At 61.0% G+C, this 20,284-nt stretch carries 20 protein-coding genes; 14 read left to right on the top strand and 6 right to left on the bottom strand.

Features of this window, described 5'->3' with window-relative positions:
* The first annotated feature begins 136 nt into the window (after positions 1-136).
* From rpsF to J7S20_RS01660, 4 genes are all read left to right on the top strand, one after another.
* Positions 137-502, top strand: coding sequence for a 30S ribosomal protein S6 (gene rpsF / locus J7S20_RS01675; RefSeq protein WP_284052498.1), 366 nt, complete (start codon positions 137-139; stop codon positions 500-502).
* Positions 503-520: 18 nt separating this feature from the next.
* Positions 521-745, top strand: coding sequence for a 30S ribosomal protein S18 (gene rpsR, locus J7S20_RS01670; RefSeq protein WP_284052497.1), 225 nt, complete (start codon positions 521-523; stop codon positions 743-745).
* A gap of 13 nt (positions 746-758) precedes the next feature.
* Positions 759-1,379 (top strand): 50S ribosomal protein L9, encoded by a 621-nt coding sequence (gene rplI / locus J7S20_RS01665; protein ID WP_284052496.1) that lies wholly within the window; start codon positions 759-761, stop codon positions 1,377-1,379.
* 379 nt (positions 1,380-1,758) lie between these two features.
* A complete protein-coding gene (locus J7S20_RS01660) occupies positions 1,759-2,097 on the top strand; it encodes a hypothetical protein (protein WP_284052495.1) in 339 nt (112 codons plus the stop codon).
* A gap of 10 nt (positions 2,098-2,107) precedes the next feature.
* Here J7S20_RS01660 and J7S20_RS01655 read toward each other — a convergent pair whose 3' ends face one another.
* Positions 2,108-2,788 (bottom strand): L,D-transpeptidase family protein, encoded by a 681-nt coding sequence (locus J7S20_RS01655; protein WP_284052494.1) that lies wholly within the window; start codon positions 2,786-2,788, stop codon positions 2,108-2,110.
* A gap of 345 nt (positions 2,789-3,133) precedes the next feature.
* On the opposite strand from J7S20_RS01655, the gene J7S20_RS01650 reads away from it, so the two are divergent.
* Genes J7S20_RS01650 through J7S20_RS01640 form a run of 3 tightly spaced genes read left to right on the top strand, consistent with a single transcriptional unit; the run spans position 3,134 to position 6,350 of the window.
* Positions 3,134-3,736, top strand: a complete 603-nt coding sequence (locus J7S20_RS01650) for a murein L,D-transpeptidase catalytic domain family protein (RefSeq protein WP_430980891.1) — start codon at positions 3,134-3,136, stop codon at positions 3,734-3,736.
* A gap of 53 nt (positions 3,737-3,789) precedes the next feature.
* Positions 3,790-4,296: a CinA family protein gene (locus J7S20_RS01645; protein ID WP_284052493.1), complete on the top strand. Its 507-nt coding sequence runs from the start codon at positions 3,790-3,792 to the stop codon at positions 4,294-4,296.
* Positions 4,293-6,350, top strand: a complete 2,058-nt coding sequence (locus tag J7S20_RS01640) for an NAD(+) synthase (protein ID WP_284052492.1) — start codon at positions 4,293-4,295, stop codon at positions 6,348-6,350. Before J7S20_RS01645 ends, J7S20_RS01640 begins: the two co-directional genes overlap by 4 nt.
* Here the strand turns inward: J7S20_RS01640 and J7S20_RS01635 are convergent, their stop codons facing one another.
* From J7S20_RS01635 to J7S20_RS01625, 3 genes are all read right to left on the bottom strand, one after another.
* Positions 6,351-7,454 carry a transporter substrate-binding domain-containing protein gene (locus tag J7S20_RS01635; protein ID WP_284052491.1) on the bottom strand — a complete coding sequence of 368 codons (1,104 nt, stop codon included), beginning with the start codon at positions 7,452-7,454 and terminating at the stop codon, positions 6,351-6,353. It lies immediately after the preceding gene.
* A gap of 237 nt (positions 7,455-7,691) precedes the next feature.
* A complete protein-coding gene (locus J7S20_RS01630) occupies positions 7,692-8,849 on the bottom strand; it encodes a sensor histidine kinase (protein ID WP_284052490.1) in 1,158 nt (385 codons plus the stop codon).
* 7 nt (positions 8,850-8,856) lie between these two features.
* The gene (locus J7S20_RS01625) at positions 8,857-10,167 is read right to left on the bottom strand and encodes a sigma-54-dependent transcriptional regulator (RefSeq protein ID WP_284052489.1); all 1,311 of its coding nucleotides are present in this window, start codon (positions 10,165-10,167) and stop codon (positions 8,857-8,859) included.
* A gap of 42 nt (positions 10,168-10,209) precedes the next feature.
* Here J7S20_RS01625 and J7S20_RS01620 point away from each other — a divergent pair, with 42 nt between their 5' ends.
* The 7 genes from J7S20_RS01620 to J7S20_RS01590 all read left to right on the top strand — a co-directional run bounded on the left by J7S20_RS01620 (position 10,210) and on the right by J7S20_RS01590 (position 18,187).
* Positions 10,210-11,574: an efflux RND transporter periplasmic adaptor subunit gene (locus J7S20_RS01620; protein WP_284052488.1), complete on the top strand. Its 1,365-nt coding sequence runs from the start codon at positions 10,210-10,212 to the stop codon at positions 11,572-11,574.
* Between the two features lie 16 nt (positions 11,575-11,590).
* Positions 11,591-12,268 carry an ABC transporter ATP-binding protein gene (locus J7S20_RS01615; protein WP_284052487.1) on the top strand — a complete coding sequence of 226 codons (678 nt, stop codon included), beginning with the start codon at positions 11,591-11,593 and terminating at the stop codon, positions 12,266-12,268.
* A 27-nt stretch (positions 12,269-12,295) separates the two neighbouring features.
* On the top strand, positions 12,296-12,964 hold the full coding sequence (locus tag J7S20_RS01610; RefSeq protein WP_284052486.1) for a head GIN domain-containing protein: 669 nt from the start codon (positions 12,296-12,298) through the stop codon (positions 12,962-12,964).
* Between the two features lie 31 nt (positions 12,965-12,995).
* Complete coding sequence (locus J7S20_RS01605; RefSeq protein WP_284052485.1) at positions 12,996-15,398, top strand: ABC transporter permease; 2,403 nt, start codon at positions 12,996-12,998, stop codon at positions 15,396-15,398.
* Positions 15,399-15,485: 87 nt separating this feature from the next.
* Positions 15,486-15,668 carry a hypothetical protein gene (locus J7S20_RS01600; RefSeq protein WP_284052484.1) on the top strand — a complete coding sequence of 61 codons (183 nt, stop codon included), beginning with the start codon at positions 15,486-15,488 and terminating at the stop codon, positions 15,666-15,668.
* Entirely contained in the window at positions 15,658-16,266 is a 609-nt protein-coding gene (locus J7S20_RS01595) for a DUF6151 family protein (protein ID WP_284052483.1), read from the top strand. Before J7S20_RS01600 ends, J7S20_RS01595 begins: the two co-directional genes overlap by 11 nt.
* 979 nt (positions 16,267-17,245) lie before the next feature.
* Positions 17,246-18,187 carry a TQO small subunit DoxD gene (locus J7S20_RS01590; protein WP_284052482.1) on the top strand — a complete coding sequence of 314 codons (942 nt, stop codon included), beginning with the start codon at positions 17,246-17,248 and terminating at the stop codon, positions 18,185-18,187.
* A gap of 84 nt (positions 18,188-18,271) precedes the next feature.
* On the opposite strand, the gene J7S20_RS01585 is transcribed toward J7S20_RS01590, so the two are convergent.
* Together J7S20_RS01585 and J7S20_RS01580 are read right to left on the bottom strand one after the other, a co-directional pair.
* Positions 18,272-18,763, bottom strand: a complete 492-nt coding sequence (locus J7S20_RS01585) for a cytochrome b (protein WP_284052481.1) — start codon at positions 18,761-18,763, stop codon at positions 18,272-18,274.
* Between the two features lie 49 nt (positions 18,764-18,812).
* A complete protein-coding gene (locus J7S20_RS01580; protein ID WP_284052480.1) occupies positions 18,813-20,171 on the bottom strand; it encodes a hypothetical protein in 1,359 nt (452 codons plus the stop codon).
* Positions 20,172-20,284 lie beyond the last annotated feature (113 nt).

Raw genomic sequence — 20,284 nt, 5'->3', positions numbered from 1 at the left:
GCGGCGATCTACCGCATAGGCGCCCGCAATCGGGGTGAAGGGCCAGTCTCTTCGCCCCCGATTGTTTTTAGACGATAGCCGGAGGGGCGTCCGCACGGTGCGGCGTCAGCGATCGGCCAACAGAGAGAAGCAGCATATGGCTCTGTACGAGCATGTGTTCCTTGCGCGCCAGGATCTGGCCCAGGCGCAAGTGGACCAGCTGGCGGAAACCGCCACCAAGATCATCGAGGACAACGAAGGCAAGGTCGTCAAGACCGAGACCTGGGGCCTGCGCAGCCTCGCCTATCGTATCCAGAAGAACCGCAAGGCGCATTTCGTGATGCTCGAAATCGACGGTCCGACCAGCGTCGTCGCCGAGCTCGAGCGCCAGACCGCGATCAACGAAGACGTGATCCGCTACATGACCGTCCGCGTCGACGAGCATGAGCAGGGCCCGTCGGTCATGATGCGCAAGGGCGACCGCGAGCGCCGTGGCCGTCGCGATCGCGACAACAACAACTAATCGGAAGGGACCAGCAAAATGGCACGACCGTTTTTCCGCCGCCGCAAGAGCTGCCCCTTCTCGGGCAAGGACGCGCCGGTCATCGATTACAAGGACGTCCGTCTGCTGCAGGGCTTCGTGTCCGAACGCGGCAAGATCGTCCCCTCGCGCATCACCTCGGTGAGCGCCAAGAAGCAGCGCGAGCTGGCCAAGGCCATCAAGCGCGCCCGTCACCTGGGCCTGCTGCCCTACGTCGTGAAGTAAGGAGGGCAGATACATGGATATCATTCTGCTGGAACGCGTCGAAAAGCTCGGCAGCATCGGCGATGTCGTCACCGTGCGCGACGGCTATGCCCGCAACTTCCTGTTGCCGAACAAGAAGGCGCTGCGCGCCAACGAGGCGAACAAGAAGATCTTCGAAGCCAATCGCGAGCGGCTTGAGGCGGAAAACGCCGCCAAGCGCACCGAGGCCGAGAAGGAAGCCAAGGGCGTCGACGGCACCACGATCGTTCTGATCCGTCAGGCGTCGAACGCTGGCCAGCTCTATGGCTCGGTCGCGGTTCGCGACGTGGTCGAGGCGCTCGAAGCCGAAGATCACAAGATCAACAAGTCGCAGGTCGTCCTCGAACGCCCGATCAAGACGATCGGTCTTCACGACGTCCGCATCGCGCTCCACCCCGAGGTTTCGGTCACGGTGCAGGTCAACGTTGCGCGTTCGACCGACGAGGCCGAGCTTCAGGCGCAGGGCGTCGACGTGATGGCGGCGATGTTCGAGGATCAGCGCGAAGTCACCGGCTTCACCGAAGAGCGCGATCCCAACGCCGAACCCGGCGAGATCGCGTCGGAAGAAGGCGGCGAGGAAGCATCGACCGAAGAGGGCGAGACGACCGAAGGCTGATCGCACTTCGATCCAAAAGAAAAGGGGCCGTCCGGGATGTCCGGGCGGCCCCTTTTTCATGGCGCGTTGCCATGCCGTTCGGTCAGGGAACCATCACGCAGGCGCTGACGACCGCAGCCAGAGGAATGAGCGACATGACGACGGGGATGACCTTGCGCATAACTGCCTTGTTCGATGTTGATGATGTCGCGCTATCAATGCGCCGCGCGACGAAAGGTTGCGCTACCACAAATCATGCAACGATAAGCGGGCGCATTCCCTCTTAAGGGATTGACGGCATCAACGTCCCTAACCAATTGCTAACGCATATTTTTATGGAACGAGAGCCCGTTTTAGTCATTTTACTGTCACTGTAGGAAGCGTAACTGGGGTAACCGGGGTGACGAAGATGATGAGGGGCGCGCTGCGCGAAACGCGGCGCCTTGGGGTATTTCAGCCTGCACAAATCAGACGGGGCGACGCGGGCGACGATATTCACGTGCTCGACGTTTCGCGAACGGCCGTGCTCGCGCACAGCGATGATCCGCCGGAATATGGAACGGCGTGCAGCCTGGTACTGTGCGGGCAGGAATATCACGCGCATGTCGCATGGGTGCGCCGCAAGCAGTTCGGACTGCGCTTTGCAGAGCCGCTGACCGGCGAGGATATCGGAACCTTTATCGACGGCCGAACGAAGCTGATCGAGGAAGGCCGACGCAAAATCCTCTGCCCGGCCTAGGCTCCGTCCTTCACTTGCCCGGCGGCACCGGCTGGATCACTGCCTTTGCGGGCGCGAATACCGGCTGTCCCGGCCCGGCAAACACCGCCTCATCGTCCGTAACGATATTGAACCGCTCGCTCGTGTAATCGCCCGGCTTCGCAGACAGCAGCGGCGGCGTCCGCGGCCCGGCACGGTCGGGCGCCGATTGCCGCGTCACCAGCACGGGCGTATCGAGGCTGGTCAGCGAATAAAGCCTTTTGGCGAATGCCCTCGGCATACGGATACAGCCGTGCGAAGCCGGGTATCCGGGCAGATATCCGGCATGCATCGCCACACCGCTCCACGTAAGCCGCTGCATGAAGGGCATCGGCGCGTTCGAATAGAGGTTCGAACGGTGGAAAACCTGTTTCTGCAGGATCGGGAATTCGCCCGTCGGAGTCGATTTTCCCGGCTTTCCCGTCGAAACCGACGTCGCGCCGATCAGCCTTCCCGCGCGATAGACAAACAGCGTCTGCATCGGCAGGCTGACGACGATCTCGATCTTTCCCGTTTCACCGACATCGTCCGCCCACACCGACTGGCCGTTGTCCAGAGCACGCGCCGCGTCGAACAGTTCGACCGTTCGCTGTCCGGCAATCGCGGCGCTGCCCGGCGCCAGCAAAGCGAGGGCCGCGGCGGCCAGACCGCTACTCCAGAAACGCGATTTCACTACTGCCTCCCTGTTCTGACGCCTGCCGCAGCGACTCCGGAAACGCTCCGATTATATGGTTAAGCGAGCAGTAAGCAATTTTCGGGCATGGAATGCAGCGACGCCGCGCTCCCGCCAAATTTTTCGGGATATCGTTGAAATCGAAGGCGAACCGTGCCTCGGATGCGATGCGCGCAGGGGCATTTGTCCCAATTTAAGGAACTTTTCTGCTAAGATGCATCCTCGATCACCGGGGAAAGAGCTGGGGATAGTTTTTTGAGTACAGTATTTTCAGGCACGCATTCGCGGCGCACGCTGCTGCGTGCAGGACTTTTCATCGGCGGCGCCGTGGCTGCTCCGTCCATCTTGCGCAGTTCCGAAAGCAACCGCGCATTCCTGCCGGAACCGGGTGCTTCGGCCGCTGCGGCGGCAGAACCGCCTGCGATGTCCGTCCCCAACGGCGTGCGCCCGGAATTGTTCCACCGCGCACTCGCCGCACTGGACCGTCATAGCGGCCGCATCGCCAAGCGCGACATTATCGCGATCGCGGATTTCAACGATTTCTCGGCCAAGCCGCGTTTCCAGCTCATCAATCTGGAAGACGGCAGCGTTAAAGAATTGCTGGTCGCCCATGGCAGCGGATCGGATCCGAAGCATAGCGGCTATGTACAGCATTTCTCGAACGAGCCGGGTTCCAACGCGACGTGCGAGGGTGCGTTCGTCACGTCGAACTATTACACCGGCAAGCACGGCCATTCGCAGCGTGTCGACGGACTCGATCCGACGAACAACAATGCCCGCGACCGCGCGATCGTGATCCACGGCGCCTGGTACGCCAATGCCGACATGATCGACAAATATGGTCAGCTCGGCCGCAGCCAGGGTTGTTTCGCGGTCGGCGAAAAGCACCTCAAGCAGGTATTTGCGAAACTCGGCGAGGGACGCCTTCTGTACGCCGGGAAAGCTTAAGCCGTTCAAGCATTAATGGCGCGACAGTCCTTTTACGCTGAAGGAACCGCGCCATGGCAGAAACGCTTTCCGCGACCATTCCCGACGATGTCGAAATCGCCGTCAGGACGATTTTGGAAAGGGCAAAGGCGAAGGACGCCAGGCTGACTGCGGCGGAAAGCTGCACCGGCGGCCTCCTCGCCTCGCTGCTGACCGATGTCGAAGGCGTCAGCCATGTCTTCGAACGCGGCTTCGTCGTCTACAGCAAGCGCGCGAAGTGCGAACTGCTCGACATTGCGCCCGAACGGATCGAACGATGCGGCGCGGTCAGCCGTGAAGTCGCGGTGGCGATGGCCGATGGTGCGCTTAAGGCACCGCACGCCGATATCGCCATTGCCATTACCGGATTTGCAGGCCCGGCCGGTCCCGACGACCAGCCGGGCCTTGTTCATTTCGCCTGCGCGCGACAGGATGACGAAACCCGCCATCGCCAGGAAGCTTTCGGTGATATAGGGCGCGGGCCGACGCGGATCGCCTGTATCCGCACCGCACTGGAAATGCTGGGGGACGCGCTCGAATGACTGCATCGCACCGATTTCACGCCTTGCACACGCATGGCTTCGTTCGTGTCGGCGCGTGTACGCCGATCGCGACGGTCGGCGACGCAGCGACCAATGCCGAACGCACCATCGCGCTGGCGCGACAAGGCGATGCCGCGGGCGCCGACCTGCTGGTCTTTCCCGAGCTCAATCTGACCTCCTACGCGATCGACGACCTGCACCTGCAGGATGCGCTGTGCGACGCCACCGAAAGCGCGCTGCAGTCCGTTGCCGAGGCTAGCAAGGAGCTGAAACCGGTTCTGCTCGTCGGCGCGGCGCTGCGCCGCAACGGGCGCCTCTACAACTGCGCGGTGGCGATTGCGCGCGGACGCATCCTTGGCGTCGTGCCCAAGACCCACCTGCCCAATTACCGCGAATATTACGAAAAGCGCTGGTTCGCGCCGGGGCTTGGGGTGACGGGACTGGAAATAGAGGTTGCCGGCCAGACCGCTCCGTTCGGCACCGACCTGATCTTTGCAGCGCAGGATCTGCCCGACTTCATATTCCATGCCGAAATCTGCGAGGATTTCTGGGCGACCACCCCGCCCTCTTCCACCGGCGCGCTCGCCGGTGCGCTGATCCTGTGCAACCTGTCGGCATCGAACGTCACCATCGGCAAGTCGCGTGAGCGCGCGATGCTCAGTGCGTCACAGTCGGCGCGCGCGGTCGCCGCCTATGTCTATTCGGCGGCAGGCCCCGGCGAGAGCACCACCGATCTCGCCTGGGACGGCCAGGGCATGATCCACGAACTCGGCGAGCAGCTCGTCGCGTCGGAACGCTTCGATCTCGCGACCGAGATCGTCTACGCCGATGTCGATGTCGAGCGCATCCGGCTCGAACGGATGCGGATGCAGACGTTCAACGATTCGGCTGTCGCTGCCGACCATCCCGAACGCCGGTTCCGCCGCATCGCCTTCTCACACCGGCCACACCACGACGATATCGGCCTGAACCGTCCGGTCCGCCGCTTTCCTTTCGTGCCCAACACGCCCGAAAAGCTCGACGAGGACTGTTACGAAGCCTTCAACATCCAGGTCGAGGGGCTGCGCAAGCGCATCGTCGCCAGCGGCGTGAAGCGCATCGTCATCGGCGTGTCGGGCGGCCTCGATTCAACGCACGCGCTGATCGTGGCGGCCAAGGCATTCGACCGGCTGAAGCGGCCGCGGACCGATATTCTGGGCTTCACCATGCCCGGCTTCGCGACGAGCGATTCGACCAGGACCAACGCCTGGGCGCTGATGAACGCGCTGGGTGTGACCGGCGCGGAAATCGACATCCGCCCTGCCGCGACGCGGATGCTCGAAGATATGGGCCATCCATTCGCCAGCGGAGAGCCGGTCCACGACGTCACCTTTGAAAACGTTCAAGCCGGACTGCGCACCGACTATCTCTTCCGCCTCGCCAATCAGCGCGAGGGGATGGTGCTGGGCACCGGCGACCTGTCCGAACTCGCGCTCGGCTGGTGCACCTACGGCGTCGGCGACCAGATGAGCCATTACGCGGTCAATGCCGGCGTGCCCAAGACGCTCATCCAGTATCTTATCCGCTGGTGCGTCACCGCCGGCCAGTTCGACGACGCCACGCACAGCGTGCTTCAGGCGATCCTCGACACCGACATATCACCCGAACTGGTGCCCGCAGGCGAGGACGGCGAGATTCAGAAGACCGAAGCCAAGATCGGCCCCTATGAACTGAACGATTTCTTCGCGCATCATGTCATCCGCTTCGGGCTGCGCCCGTCGAAGATCGCATTCCTCGCCTGGCACGCATGGCGCGACGCGAATGAGGGGCGCTGGCCGGCGGATTTCCCGCACAAGGCGCGCAACCAGTATGACCTCGCCGAGATCGCGAAATGGCTTGAGGCGTTCCTTCTGCGCTTCTTCAGGACCAGCCAGTTCAAGCGATCGGCGATTCCCAACGGCCCGAAGGTTTCGCCCGGCGGCGCGCTGAGCCCGCGCGGCGACTGGCGTGCGCCGTCGGACGGCACCGCCGATCCCTGGCTTGCCGAACTGCGCGAGAACCTCCCCGAGCTGTGATCAGTCGCGGCCGAGCACCTGCTTGACCTTCGCCGCCCATTCGGGGCTCTCGATCCGCTCGAGCAGCGCACGGTTGAGCGGCTCTCGCATCTTGCTGTCCTGCGGCAGCGCAAAGGCATAGTCCTGCCGTCCGAAGGTGCCGGGCACCAGCCGCAACCCCTTCCCTTCGCCGCCATCGCGGATCAGATAGGCGAGCAGCGGCCGGTCATAGACGAAGGCGTCGATCTGGCCCGAACGCACCGCGGCAAGCCCCGCCTCGATGTCGGGATAGGCGTCGAACGCGACGCCGCGCTCGTCGAGCCAGCCTTGCGCCGCCGATCCGTTGATCGACCCGACATGCGCCGAAGAAAGGTCGCTCGGGCTCTTGATGCTGCTGCTCAGCCGCCCTTCGGTGAGCGAAGACGCGATCAGGCCGGTGAAGGTCGAAATAATCAGGATCGCAGCGAACATCCACACGAGCGCGATCACCTTGCCCGCCATGGTTCGCGGCGCCTTGTCGCCATATCCGACGGTCGTCATCGTCACCGCGGAAAACCACATGCCGGACCCTATTCCGCTGATCGGCCTGCCGCCGAATTCATCTTGATTGTGCCGCCGCTCGACCGCCCAGAAGAGCAAGCCGACGACCAGCAACAGCGCAGCCAGAGCCAGCACCGCCTGTAAGAATCCCCAGGTGAAGAAATTGCGGAACAGAATCAGCCAGCTCGGTGGCGCCTGGCCGATCGCGATGCCGAAACCGGTCGTGTAATAGGGATGCGTGAAATCAACCGCCTTTTCGCGGGCCGGCGTTACGGTAAGCGCTCCGACGCTGGCGGCATAGCGACCATCGGCGACGCCCTGCACCATCCCGTCGAGATCGGTTTGTTCGAACCGGTATTTCAGCCCGGCATCGTCCGCGATGTCGCGCCACAGGTCGATGGCAAGGCCGCTCCACTGCCCTTTCGCGTCCTTCATCGCAAAGGGCGGCGCCTCTCGCGTCGCGATCGCCATCTCGCCGCGCTTGGCGGGTTGCGGCACCGTCTGGGCGGATGCCGGCATCATGGAAAACAGGCTCACGGCAGCGAAAAGGATGCCGAGCAGGCGAAGCGGCAGGATGCGGTTCATCGCACCAGCCTAGCACGTGGTCGCCCGAGCTTGTCCAGCGGACCGATCCATCGACGGAAAAGGAAAGTGGCGGAGAGGGAGGCTTCAGAAAACAGTAGGCTGTTGATTTGATAACAAAAATATTCCCGAACATGGAGTACTGGCCAGAGCTTTGGTGACCCCGGCCGATGAAGCGACTTCCGCCGGTGTCGTGAACCCCACGGACGTATGGGGTCGGTGCTTGTTCCGCAGGGCCGATTATGCTGGCGCCTTAGCGGTTGACGGCGACAACTGCACTATCGGCACGGATGCACGAAATGTCGTACGTTCGCTCCGCTCCAGTGTCAGCGAACCACCATGAGCATGGATGATCTGTTGCGCGAGGCTGAGCCCGACCCCGCTTCCTTCCGTCTTCGTCGAGAAGAAGGGACGAAAAATGCGTTCGGAGCATTCCGGCTCGATGCCCTTGCCATTGTCGGAAATCTCAATTTCCAGATTTGCGGCTGAGGCACGAAACGACAGCAATACGTCTGCGCCGTTTTCATGCGCCGATCGTTCAGCTTCCGCTGCATTTTGCAGCAGTGCCCAGAGGGCCTGACCGATCTGATCACGATCAAGCGATATCGTCACATCTCTATCGACCTGGACAACGAACCGGACCTGCGGCCACTGCACCGCGAACAGGCGTGACATGTCATCGGCAATTTGCCGTACCGCGACAGGCCGTAGCAGCGGCGCGGGCAGACGGGCGAGCGTACGATAGGCCTCCGTAAATCGTTGGAGCCCCTCGGCCAGTCGCGCCAGCGTACCCAATATCTCGCGAAGAAGCGCTGGATCGATTTCTGGACGATCGAGCAAGCTCAAGCCGCTTTCGGAAAGCGATACGATGGGAGCCAGCCCGTTCAGCAATTCATGCCCCAGCACCTGCATCACCTCGGTTGTCGCGCGTGCCTCTGCGGCGCGATCCTCACGCTCAACATCGATCAGCGTTATCACCACCGCTTTCGCCGCCATTCCATCAAGCGTCACGCGATCGATCCGCCAATGGCGGCCCTCGTCTCGGAAATGCGAGCAATCGGGATCGATCAGTTCATCCGGCGCAGGCAGGATACGGTCGTCTGTAGCGAATAGGAGCCGCGCTGCACGATTGAGCGCATGTGCCCGCCCGCCGCGTATCGCAACCATCGGCGTCGGTGCGGCATCAAGTAGCAGGCGATTGACCGAAATGTCGGTTGGGGCCGAAGGCGTTGGCGCCGATTTAATTGGGGCAGGAGACGCTGCAAGCCAATTAAGCGCACTTAGCCACAACCAGATCAGAACGCTTGCGGTACATAGCCCCCAAAAGCCTTGCGACCAGGCAAATGCGGTCGTCCCGCCGCTGATCACGAGCCCGGCCGCCCGCAGCAGCGCCCGCATACGTCGCTTAGAGGCCATACCGTGCAATGCGTCGGTACAGCGCTCCGCGGCTCAATCCGAGCGCGGCCGCGGCTTGCGTTACGTTGTGATGGTGCGCCCGCAGCGCGGCCTCGATTATCGTACGTTCGGCATCGCCCAGATCAAAACCGTCATCTCCTCCCGACGATTCTCCTGGATCGGCGACCGGCGACGGCGCAAGGGCGCTCGCCTTTATAATCTGGTCTTCGGCAAGCAACACCGCGCGTTCAACCGCGAGCGCAAGCCCGCGCACCTCGTCAGGCCAATGCGTAGTTCGCACCAGCGCCTCGGCCGCTTCGCTCAGCCTGACCACCGGTTTTCCGAACCGTTCCGAAGCAAGCCGGGCAAAATGCCTCGCAAGAAGGACGCTATCGTCACCACGTGCATCAAGCGTCGGCACCGCGATTTCGATCGTGGCGATACGTCGCCGCAACGCGGGCCCGATCGGATCAATCGAACCCGCGATGGCGATGCAGCGGCTTGTCGATGGCAGCCGCTCCAAAAGCTGTTCCTGCGCAATCGGATCGAGTTGATCGGGGTGACGCAGGACAAGCGCGCTCGCTGGTTGGTCGAGGCGGCCCCAGGCACTTCGATCACGCAGGTCGATTCTTATCTCGGGCTGGCCAGTCGAATCTCTTGCCGCTGCAAGAATAGCACTGGCAGTCAGCGATCGTCCGCTCCCCGGTCGCCCAGTAATGATTACATCGGCCACGGTGGATCCAACCCGACGGACAAGATCGCGCAGGTGCTCCATCGCCTGGCTTTCACCCAACAGCCCCACCGGCCGACCCGCCACCATGGGTGCCGCAACGACTGCGCTGGCGGACCCGGCCTTTCGCTCAATCGCCGCGCCGACCTTGGCGATCAGATTGGCATTGCGCCAGGGTTTGATCGCGAAGTCACTTGCGCCGAGTTGCATCGCCGTCACCGCAATGCGGATTCCACTATGCGCGGTTATCACAAGGACACAGGCGTCGGGATCGTCCGCCATGATCCGCCGAAGGCATCGCAATCCCTCTTCACCATCGGTCTTGTTCGGCCCGAAATTCAGATCGAGCAGGATTGCGTCGTACCGTCGCTCGGCAAGGCGTGAATACGCTTCCTCGGGCCCGGTAGCGAGATCCAGCCGGTGCCCGGCAATTTCAAAAGCGATCTTCATCGCACGTCCGACCGCCGGATCATCGTCAACCATCAGGATCTCAGCAGCTCTTGACACTGTGATTGCGTGTCCATCTCCGGACACTGCGTCCACATCCGACCGTGACGACGAAACCGATCCGTCAAGAAATGGCTGTTTCATAGTAACTTAGGCTTTCAGGCGGCGATCGTAGATACTGCACCCATGATGACTCGACGCGCTGGATTCGCAACCATTAGTCCTCGGGCACTGCCTGATTTCGCCACAGCGCCGATTACCTGCGATGCCGCAAGCAGCAATGGCCATACCAAGAACGCTTCGCCGGGCGCGGCGATGGATCGAAAAATCACGGGCCAACAGCGGCCATGGTGGCGTCGCCCCCTGGCACTTGGCGGGATTGCACTTGCGCTTGTTGCATTATTCGTCTGGCGATGGATGCCCGAAAGCGGTTCGACCAACATCGTTGCCGCAAATCTGGACATTGGTCAGGTAGAGCGGGCGCCGTTTGCCGACTACCTTCCGGTGCGGGCGACCGTCGAGCCCCGGCTGACGACGCTGGTCGGCATTTCCATCAGTGGTCAGGTGGAGAGGCTGCTGGTGCAGGACGGGGCGATGGTTATCGCTGGCCAACCGCTCGCCACTCTGTCCAACCCCTCATTACGACGCGACGTACTCGCGCAAGAGGCACAAATCGCTGGCCAGCTCAGCAGTATATCAAACGAGACACTGGCGATCGAACGTAGCCGGATGGATCGCACCGCGCAGATCGAACTCGCCAATTATGACCTTCTTCGGGCACAACGCGAACTCGGTATCCGCCAGCAATTGCACGACAAGGGTATCCTCGCTGATGCAGCCCTGAAAAATTATACCGACGAAGTCGCGTATCAAAAACAGCGGCTGGCCCAGCTTCGATCGGGCAGCGCCACCGAAGGCAAGATCACCGCGGAACAACAGACGCGACTGGGCGATGCGCGAGCGCTCCTGCAGGGCAATCTGGCTGCGGTGAGATCAGGACTGGATGCCCTGACCATTCGCGCCCCGGCAGCGGGTCGGCTGACCAATTTCGACGTCCAGCCCGGGCAGGCGTTGAACCCCGGCGATCCGGCGGGCCAAGTCGACAGCGAAGGCTCCTGGAAGCTCGTGGCCGACGTCGATGAATATTATCTCAGCCGGGTTAAGGTCGGACAGGAAGCAAGCGCCGACAAAGCAAAGCTTCACATCGCCAAGGTTCTCCCGACGGTAAAGAACGGCCGCTTCCGTATCGAGCTGACTTTCGATGGCGCCCCCCCCGACGGACTGAATCGGGGCCAGACCGTCGATGTGCGCGTAACACTTGGCAGCACTGCTCCGGCGCTTGTAGCGCCCGTCGGCGGCTGGCTGGACGATAGCGGAGGTTCGTCTGCATTCGTGCTCGACTCCGACGGCAACCATGCACGTCGCCATCCGGTGAGCACCGGCCGCCGCAATCCGCAGCGGGTCGAAATATTGTCCGGCCTTTCGCCGGGGGACAGAATCATCACGTCAAACACCGCCGCCGTGAAGGGCGACGTAATCAACATCAAATGATCGAAGGCGGGAAAACATGATCCGTTTGGAAGGCATCCAGCGCCGTTTTGTCTCGGACGAAGTTGAGACAACCGCACTGGACAATATCAACCTCAATGTGAAGGAGGGAGATTTCGTCGCGATCATGGGGCCGTCAGGCTGCGGCAAATCGACGCTGCTCAACACCCTCGGCACGGTGGATCGGCCGACACAAGGGAAATACTGGTTCGACGAAGAAGACCTGACCGCGCTCGATGAAAAGGAACTGGCCAATTTCCGGGCAGCCTCGCTCGGTTTCGTATTTCAGAGCTTCAATCTGATCGATGAACTGACTGTCGAGGAAAATGTCGCACTCGGCCTTGCGTATCGTCGCGACGTCAAGGACCGCCGCTCTCGTGTCACCGATGCGATGGACAAGGTCGGCATCGCCCATCGTGCCCGTCATTATCCGCATCAATTGTCGGGCGGTCAGCAGCAGCGCGCGGCGATTGCCCGCGCGATCGTCGGCAATCCCAAGCTAATTCTCGCGGACGAGCCCACGGGAAATCTCGATACCGCCAACGGCGAACAGGTCATGAATATTCTCAGCGGATTGAACGCTGAAGGAACCACCATCCTGATGGTGACTCATTCGCCCAGCCAAGCCGATCAGGCACGCAGTCGCATTGAAATGCTTGATGGACGAATCATCGCATCAACCAGCCGCGCACTCTGAGTTCGCACCGTAATAAGGAGCCTGCCCGTGTTCAAATTTCTGCCTGTCCTGATGGTGATAACGGCGACGGCGGCCAATGCCGATGAACGACGGTTCGACACCGGCGCGTTTGCGCAGATTGCACTTGAATCGTCAGATCGAGTGGAGATCGTACAGGGCGACGCGTTCTTCGTCAGTGCGACCGGAGACCCGCATGCGGTCGCGGCACTGAACATCCGGCAAACCGACGGCATGCTGATCATCGGTCGCCAGCCCGATCGATCAGGCGAGCACGGAGCCATTATCACCGTGCACATGCCCGCGCTGCGTGGCGTGCGCATTCACGGTTCGGGCGAGGTACGCGTGGGACCGATGACCGGCGGAGCCTTCAGCGGTGCGGTTTCCGGATCAGGGGACCTGATATTGAGTAACGCTCAGTTCGACCGCGTGGAATTGGATGTCAGCGGCTCTGGCGCGATCAAGGCGAATGGGCGGGCGGCGGATGCCGTCATTCTGCTGCGCGGATCAGGTGAGATCGACACTCAAAAGCTCGCGGTGAAGGACGCGAGGATTACGTTTCGCGGGTCCGGTCAGGCGAATGTCGAGGCGTCAAATTCTGCCGCGATCGAATTTCACGGATCGGGAAATGTGACTGTCTCTGGCGGCGCGAGGTGCGCGATCGAGCGGCACGGCGACGGCACGGTCAAGTGCCGATAATCCGCCACGGCGATCGAGAAGGTCTACAGCCATGAACCGCTTCGCCCTTTTGTCGCTGTACCGCTCGCTGACGCGACATCGGCTTTATGCCGTACTGAATATCGGGGGATTGGCACTGGGGATCGCCGTATTCCTCGTGTTGAGCCTCTATGTGCGCTCCGAGCTCGGGTTCGAGAAATGGCTGCCCAACCACAACAAGGTTTATATCCTTGAAGACGTCTGGAATGTGCCCGGCACGCTGGTCGGCCCTTCACAGGATTCAATGCCGGGAACGCTTGAACTCCTGAAGCAGGATTTCCCTGGCCTGGTGGGCACGCGGATCAAGACACCACCGGCAACTGTGCTTCGCGACGGCGTGGGCACCGACGAGGGAATTGCGCTCGTCGACCCGGAATTCTTCCAATTGTTCGCACTACCTTCCATTAGCGGAAATCCGTCTGCGGCCCTGCTGGATCCAGCGAACATCATTCTGGAACAGCACATCGCTGACAAATATTTTCCCAACGGCGATGCGCTGGGGAATGTGATGACGGTCAACGTCAACGGCAAACCCGGGCTGTACCGCGTCGCTGCGGTCATCGCCGATCTTCCGGCTCAAACGCATCTCAAGCTGGGCATGATTGCACGCCTCGTCCCGCCGAAGGACGACCCGCTATGGTATCATTGGGGAAGCGAAAGCCTGCGCACCTATCTTCATTTCGCCACCCCCAAGCAGGCACAGGAATTCGAAGACCAGCTTGATGCCTTTGTACGGCGTCATGCGGGCGATGCATTTGGCAGCGATCCGCTCGACACATTGCATATGGCATTGTTGCCGCTCGATTCGCTGCATCTCGTGGACCCGTCAAGCAAGGTGACGGTCACGACGCTGGGCCTGGTCGGGCTGGTAACCTTGTTCATTGCGCTGGTGAACTACATCAACCTCGCGGTCGCGCGTTCCGATCTCAGGGCGCGAGAAGTTGCGATGCGCAAGGTGTTGGGCGCATCGCGCGGCGCGCTTATTCGTCAGTTCCTGTCCGAGGCGATGATCGTGGTCGCGCTTGCCGCGTTGCTTGGCTTGGTACTGGCAGAACTCGGCCTGCCGCTTGTTAACGCGGCAGGCGGTCTTTCACTGACAATCCCGTATCGCCTTGTCGTACCCGGGCTAATCGCATTGACGGTGTGCGTCGGATTCGTAGCGGGCGCCTATCCCGCAATGATACTGTCGCGCTTCTCTATTGTCGGTGTACTCGCCTCGTCCCGCGCACCGGGCGGCGGGCGAGCCGGCGCGCGATTGCGCGAAGCGCTCGTCGTGATGCAATTCGGGCTGTCCACCGCTTTCATTATCGGCACGCTCGTGCTCGTCGCACAGACTGCGCATGTTCGTAACGCCTCGCTCGGTTATGATCGTTCGGCACTGGTCGTCGTGCCAAGCTTCAAGGCCCCTGAACTGGGCGAAAGCCAGCTCGCCGAGTTGTTGGACGCTTTCCGACGCGCACCCGATGTGGTGACGGCAACCTATGCCGATGCCGCGCCGGGAGATGACAGCACAATCAACTCAAACAGTATCGAGCTGCCCGGACGGCCCGGCTTCGGTCCCAGTCTGCAAAACGTCGTTGTGGGTCCGGACTTTTTCAAAACGATCGGTGCCCGGATACTGGCGGGTCGCGGCTTCGACACCCGGCACCGCAATGACGATATCAAGAATCGCGACAATTCCGACGACCAGAACATTGTCATCTCGCAGCAAGCCGTTCCTGTGCTTGGGTTCGCTTCACCCGCCGATGCGATCGGCAAACACGTGGGAAAAGGCGCCCCGCGTACGATTATCGGGGTCGTCAGCGACCTGCGTTTCTATTCGCCGCGTCGCCCGATGCAGCCGACCTATTATACCTATCGCTCTAGCCTGCGTTCACAGGCCAGTGATCCTATCGCGATCGTCCGCACGACGAACAGCGTCGCAACCCTCGACGGCATTCGCGCGGCATGGATGCGCATCGCACCCGATGTACCATTCGAGGCAAGGACCGCCGCGCAAAATGTAGCGCGCTATTATGAGGATGACGACCATATCTCGCGGCTGTTCATCATCGGCGCTGTGCTTGCGGTCCTGATAGGGTGCATTGGACTTTGGGGCCTGGCGTCGTTCAACGCGGCGCGTCGGGTGAAGGAGATCGGAATCCGAAAAGCACTCGGTGCATCCTCTTCCGACATCTTTGCGCTCATGGCGGGCCAATTGCTGCGCCCAGTGGTGGTCGCGAACATCATTGCCTGGCCACTGGCGCTATTCGCGATGCGCAGCTGGCTGGCGGGCTTCGACGATCGTGTCGCGCTGTCACCCATATTCTTCATCGTGGCGAGCGCTGTTGCAGTCCTTATCGCACTAATAACCGTATTTGGGCACGCACTTCGCGCAAGTCGCGCCACAACCGCCTGGGCGCTGCACCACGAATAGTGAAACTATTGTGAGGGAGGATTTTATGAAACGGGATGTCATGAAATCACGCAGTGGACGTAATTTCGCTGCATGGGGTCGTCAATCATGACACATTACGATCGAAGCAGCTGGGCGATCTTTGCAAACGACGATCAACTATTTGTTTCGCTGGCGCGTGCGCAAATCGACCTGCAGCGGTTATCGGCAGTAAACTGCCCGCAACAGCGCAATCCATTTCTCACTGACTTCCCCTGCGCTCACCGCTATCGTCTGCATCATGGCAAATGATCTTTCATTTCGATGCCGTTGCGGTGAAGTGACTGGCAAACTCCGTGACGTTGACACTTTGACCGGGGATCATCTGGTTTGCCACTGTTCGGATTGTCTTGCCTTCGTGCGGTTCTGTGATCCCGACCGCGTTCCCGCTGTCATCGATGGTGTGCAACTGTTTCAAACCCGCGTTTCAAGAATGGCAATCACTTTGGGGAAGGAGCTCATTGCCTGTGTTCATCTGACCGACAAGCCAATGCTACGATGGTACTCGAAGTGCTGCCGAACGCCGCTTTTTCATACCGTTCATTCGGGCTGGTATCCGTTCGTCACCATCCACGTAGCCATCCTTGATTATGATCGCCGGGCTGCTGCGATTGGCGAGCCGCGCGGTCACACCTTTGTCAGCAACGTTCCCGCCGCGCTTAGGAATTTTCGGGAAGTTTCCAGATTTGGCATAATGGCACGCTTCACAGTCAGGATGTGGAATGACCTTGTGTCCGGCGACTTCCGCCGCGCAGAGCTGTTCGAACCAGCTTCATTGAAGCCCATCGTCGAACCCAGGCGATTGACTATATCCGAGCGGGCCGAACTTGATGCCCAGACCGCCGGTTAGCCACAAACCTGACGTCCGCTAACCCCACGTCCGGACATCCAGCAGTCAACTCCGATTCCTACCGTTGGGCACCTCTCGCAGATAGATGAACCGACGGCAGGTTTCAGGCAGCCGTTCGAACTTCGCGAACGGCGGCTATGTTCGCGAAAGCGGACCACACTACAGCCGGATTTTCTGAACTGGATCGTTCTTCTCCAGCTCCCATGTCAGGGCCATGTTCATAACCTCATCGATATCGTCGTCGGAGTGCGATGGCGTGCACAGGAAACGATTCGGATCGCAGCCCTCTCCCACAATGATCTCATCGAACGCGTCTCGCTCGACCGGACGGCGGGTATGGTCGTTAGCTGAAGTGCATCGCGACTAACGGTCGGGGCTGCAGAGACAGCTTGCGAAGAAGCGCCGGAACCGCGGGATATGGCATTACCGCGGCTTCGATCACCTGCCGGGTCTGGCGTGGCAAACCGCGCGTGACCGAGCGTAGCGATACCGCGCTCGGGATCAGCCCCTTGTCATGAGCTTAGTCGAGAACAGGCCGATACGTTGGAGGAGACGCCGCGCCGTATCCGGCTTGGTCAGCCAGATCGGCTCCAGAACCGAAACACCTGAACGCGATCGATCGCGTCGATTCGCTTGGCACCGATGTCGCCAAAACATGGTTCTCGAAGCTGGAGATCCAGGAGGCATTGCGCCGGCCCTTCCCCCCTCCTCCCGCCACCCGGCAAGTGTCCGGTGTTCGCGCTCTTGCCGCGCTCGTCGCTGCCGCGACGTTCATCGTTCGCCCCTGGCGATCCAGCCCAACCAGACAAATGCACCCTTTTGACCTGCGTCAACGCCCGGCGTCGTGGCGGTGGTACCGGGAGCGCGTCGCGGTCCTGCGAACCATCACTGTGCCGGCGCTGATGGAAACGCGGGATGCGCGGCGAGTGAACGGGCCGCGACGCAGCGGAGTGTCCGGCCCCAAGAAAAGGAACGGGTTATGGAACAGGAAGTCCGCAAAGCGTCCGATTTCGGTCGCGACTTTGCGCTGCGCGCAGCGGCAATATCAATGGGTTTCGTCTTCTTCATGGGCGGATGGCGCCGGTTCATCAACGTGCCTGCCAAGCACGACATTACCAGCCCCGCATCGCTGGCAAACAAGCTGGTCGAGGCTGCACCGGGCTCCCCGATCGAATCGTGGATCCACTGGATTCTCAACAGCCCGTTCCTCACCGAATGGTCGATCTACCTGATGTCGACGGCGGAAGTCGTTGTCGGCCTTTCGCTGATGCTCGGCCTGTTCACCCGCGCGACCGCGGTCGGATCGGCGATGCTCAACGTCGCGCTCATGATCATCTTCGGCTGGATGGGGTATGAGTGCCTCGACGAATGGACGATGGCGGCACTCGGCTTCGCCATTTCGGTTAGCGTGATGATCCACGGCCCGAGCCTGTATTCGGTCGACAACTGGCTGAAGCGCGACGACTTCGCGCGCCTGTTCGCACGCAATGTCAGCATCGCGCTGACCGTCGTGTCGGTGGTGTTCACCGTCGGTTTCTACAGCTATTTCTTCGGCATCCTCGAACTGCACAAGCGCACCAGCGTCAAGAGCTACCACATCTCGGCGCTTGCGGTGCCGGGCAAGCCCGATCAGGCGCGCCTGTATGTCGATGCCGGCCCGTCCTCGGCCGCCGCCTATGTTCGTTCGATCACCTATCGGATGCGCAATGGCGCCACCGTGGTCGAACCTGCGGCCCGGATCGCGGTGGTCAAAAGCCATTTCGAACCCTGGGCGCACCACTCGGGAAGTGTCACCGACGGCGTGATGAAGCTGCGGCTCGGCGCGATGGTCGACATTCGCATCCCGGCGGGAGCGCAGTCGGCGGTGATCGACATCATCGACAACAAGAACCCCGAGGTGAGCTTCGACACTAAACGTTGATGGAAACATCGTGGCGCGCGAAGCCGCGCGTCAGGGAAAAAATCGGCCGCGGCTCGCACGCCGCGGCCGAATTGCTGCAACGCCTTACGCCATGCGACGAAGGACGTCGGTCCGGTAATAGAAATGCTGCATCAACGCGCCCGCTATGTGAAGCGCCACGAGGATCAACAGCGGCGTCCAGAAAAAGGTATGATAGTGCGCGATCGTATCGTCGCCGGTGAACCATGCCAAAAGGCCGAGCGACGGCATGAGCAACAGGATGGCGTAGATCAGGAAGTGGGTAATCTTCGCCACCCATGTCGACCAGTTCGGCACCTGATCGGGGTGCGGCGGTCGACCTGACCAGAAGCGGTCGATCAGCCGCAAGAACGCCGCGCCCAGGATCAGCGAACCGGCAATGATGTGCAACCATCCGCCATAGGCGATGCCCTGGCTCACCGGCGAACCATGCTGTTCGCCATCCCACATCTGCACCATCCATTCGTGATCGATATATTGCACCACGACCAGGGCGACGATCAGCCAGTGAAGATAAACGTTGAGGCGACTCCACCGGTCGCGCGTCGGTGCAAGCATTTGGGTACTCCGTATCGAAGAAATTGAAAATGGCGCGATGGCACCGGCGCTACTGGTTCCACGGCCTTCCGGGCGACATGCCGGTGACGTAATCGACCTTCGACTGCTCCTCCCAGGAAATCTTCCCGAAGTCGCCGATGATATAGGTCATGTCATACGGCCCGGCTGCCGGCGTCGTCAGAAATTGCGGCGACACCTCCTTGAAATATTTGAGGACCGCAGGCGGCAGGTCTTCGTTGCTGTCGGTCAGCAACAGGGGCGCGTGAAAGCCCATGTGCGAAAGCGGTGCCGATGCCACCGCACCCTGCCAATCGTCGATATTGACCAGCGTGAATCCGTGCCCCGGGCCGGTGATGTTCCATCCCACCATGCCCGCCGGATCCCACATCTTGGCAAACTGAACCGAGGTCTTGATGGCGTCGTTCTTCGGCGGTCCGTTGAAGACGATTGGGTTGTAATTGTCGATCCGCGTGACCGTGCCATAGGGCAGGAGCTGGCGGACGATGTCGGGCGAAATCTGTTTCGGTCCGCCCCAGACATAGATGTGCGCCTTGCCGCGGCGCCGTTTCAGCGCGTCGATCGTCGCTTGCGGCACGCCCTTGTCATTCACCCACAGGAAACCCGTCGGCATATGCGACAGCCAATGCGTGGCGGGAAGCGCATATTTCCAGTGGTCGACCGAGGCGATCATCACGTCCATCACGCCGTTGCCACCCGCACTTGCCACCGCGCCCATCGTCGGCACGCCCGTATCGGGATTTTGCGCCTTTCCGTAATAGGCATCGACCTTGTTCGCCAGCTCGTAGGGGTTGGACGCCGTAATCTGGTCGTGCGAGATATGGAGCTGGTCGAGCTGGCGCAGCACTTCAGGATTCGCCGCTTCGCCGATTGCGATGACCTTGACGTTATTCGCCATCGCCATGCCGGTGGCGCCCAGGCGCTTGATCTCGTCCAGCGTCACCTTGGGGATGCCGTCTTTCCGCACGAAAAGGATGGGCGCATCCATCGGAAAGTGGATCAGCGGGACCGCGCTCATCGCGGTAATCGGGTCGTCGGCGGTGACGAGCAATATGCCCCAGGGCCGGTCGGGCACCTGGTCCTGCTCGCCCTTCGCGTTTTCGGGTCGCGATGCGGTCCACACATGTTGCGTCACCGCTACCGCCTGCGAATATGGGTCGGTACCCCACAAGCGCGTAGTCGTCTTGGTATTCAACGTCTTGAGCGTGGGTTCGCTTTTCGGGGCCTGCGGCATCAGGCTACGCGCGTCAGAGCCATCCGACGGTATGTTCGTTGCGGTCTGCGCACTGGCCGAGCCAGCGACGCTCAGCGCCAACCCGGCAAACGCCGCGCCGACATATTTATAATAATGCTTCGCAGTTATAGAATTGGCTATACGGGGGAAAGGCATGGCAACAGTCCTTGAAGGAGTTAACTCCATTTTATTGGATAATGAGAATCCATATCAATAGAGTATTGGTCATACGCAATAATACTGGATCTATCATTATGTCAGTTATATTA

This window comes from Stakelama marina, from assembly GCF_018122655.1.
GTDB lineage: Bacteria > Pseudomonadota > Alphaproteobacteria > Sphingomonadales > Sphingomonadaceae > Sphingomonas > Sphingomonas marina.
Note: the sequence above shows the minus strand (reverse complement) of the source record. Positions and strands in the feature narration are given on the sequence as shown.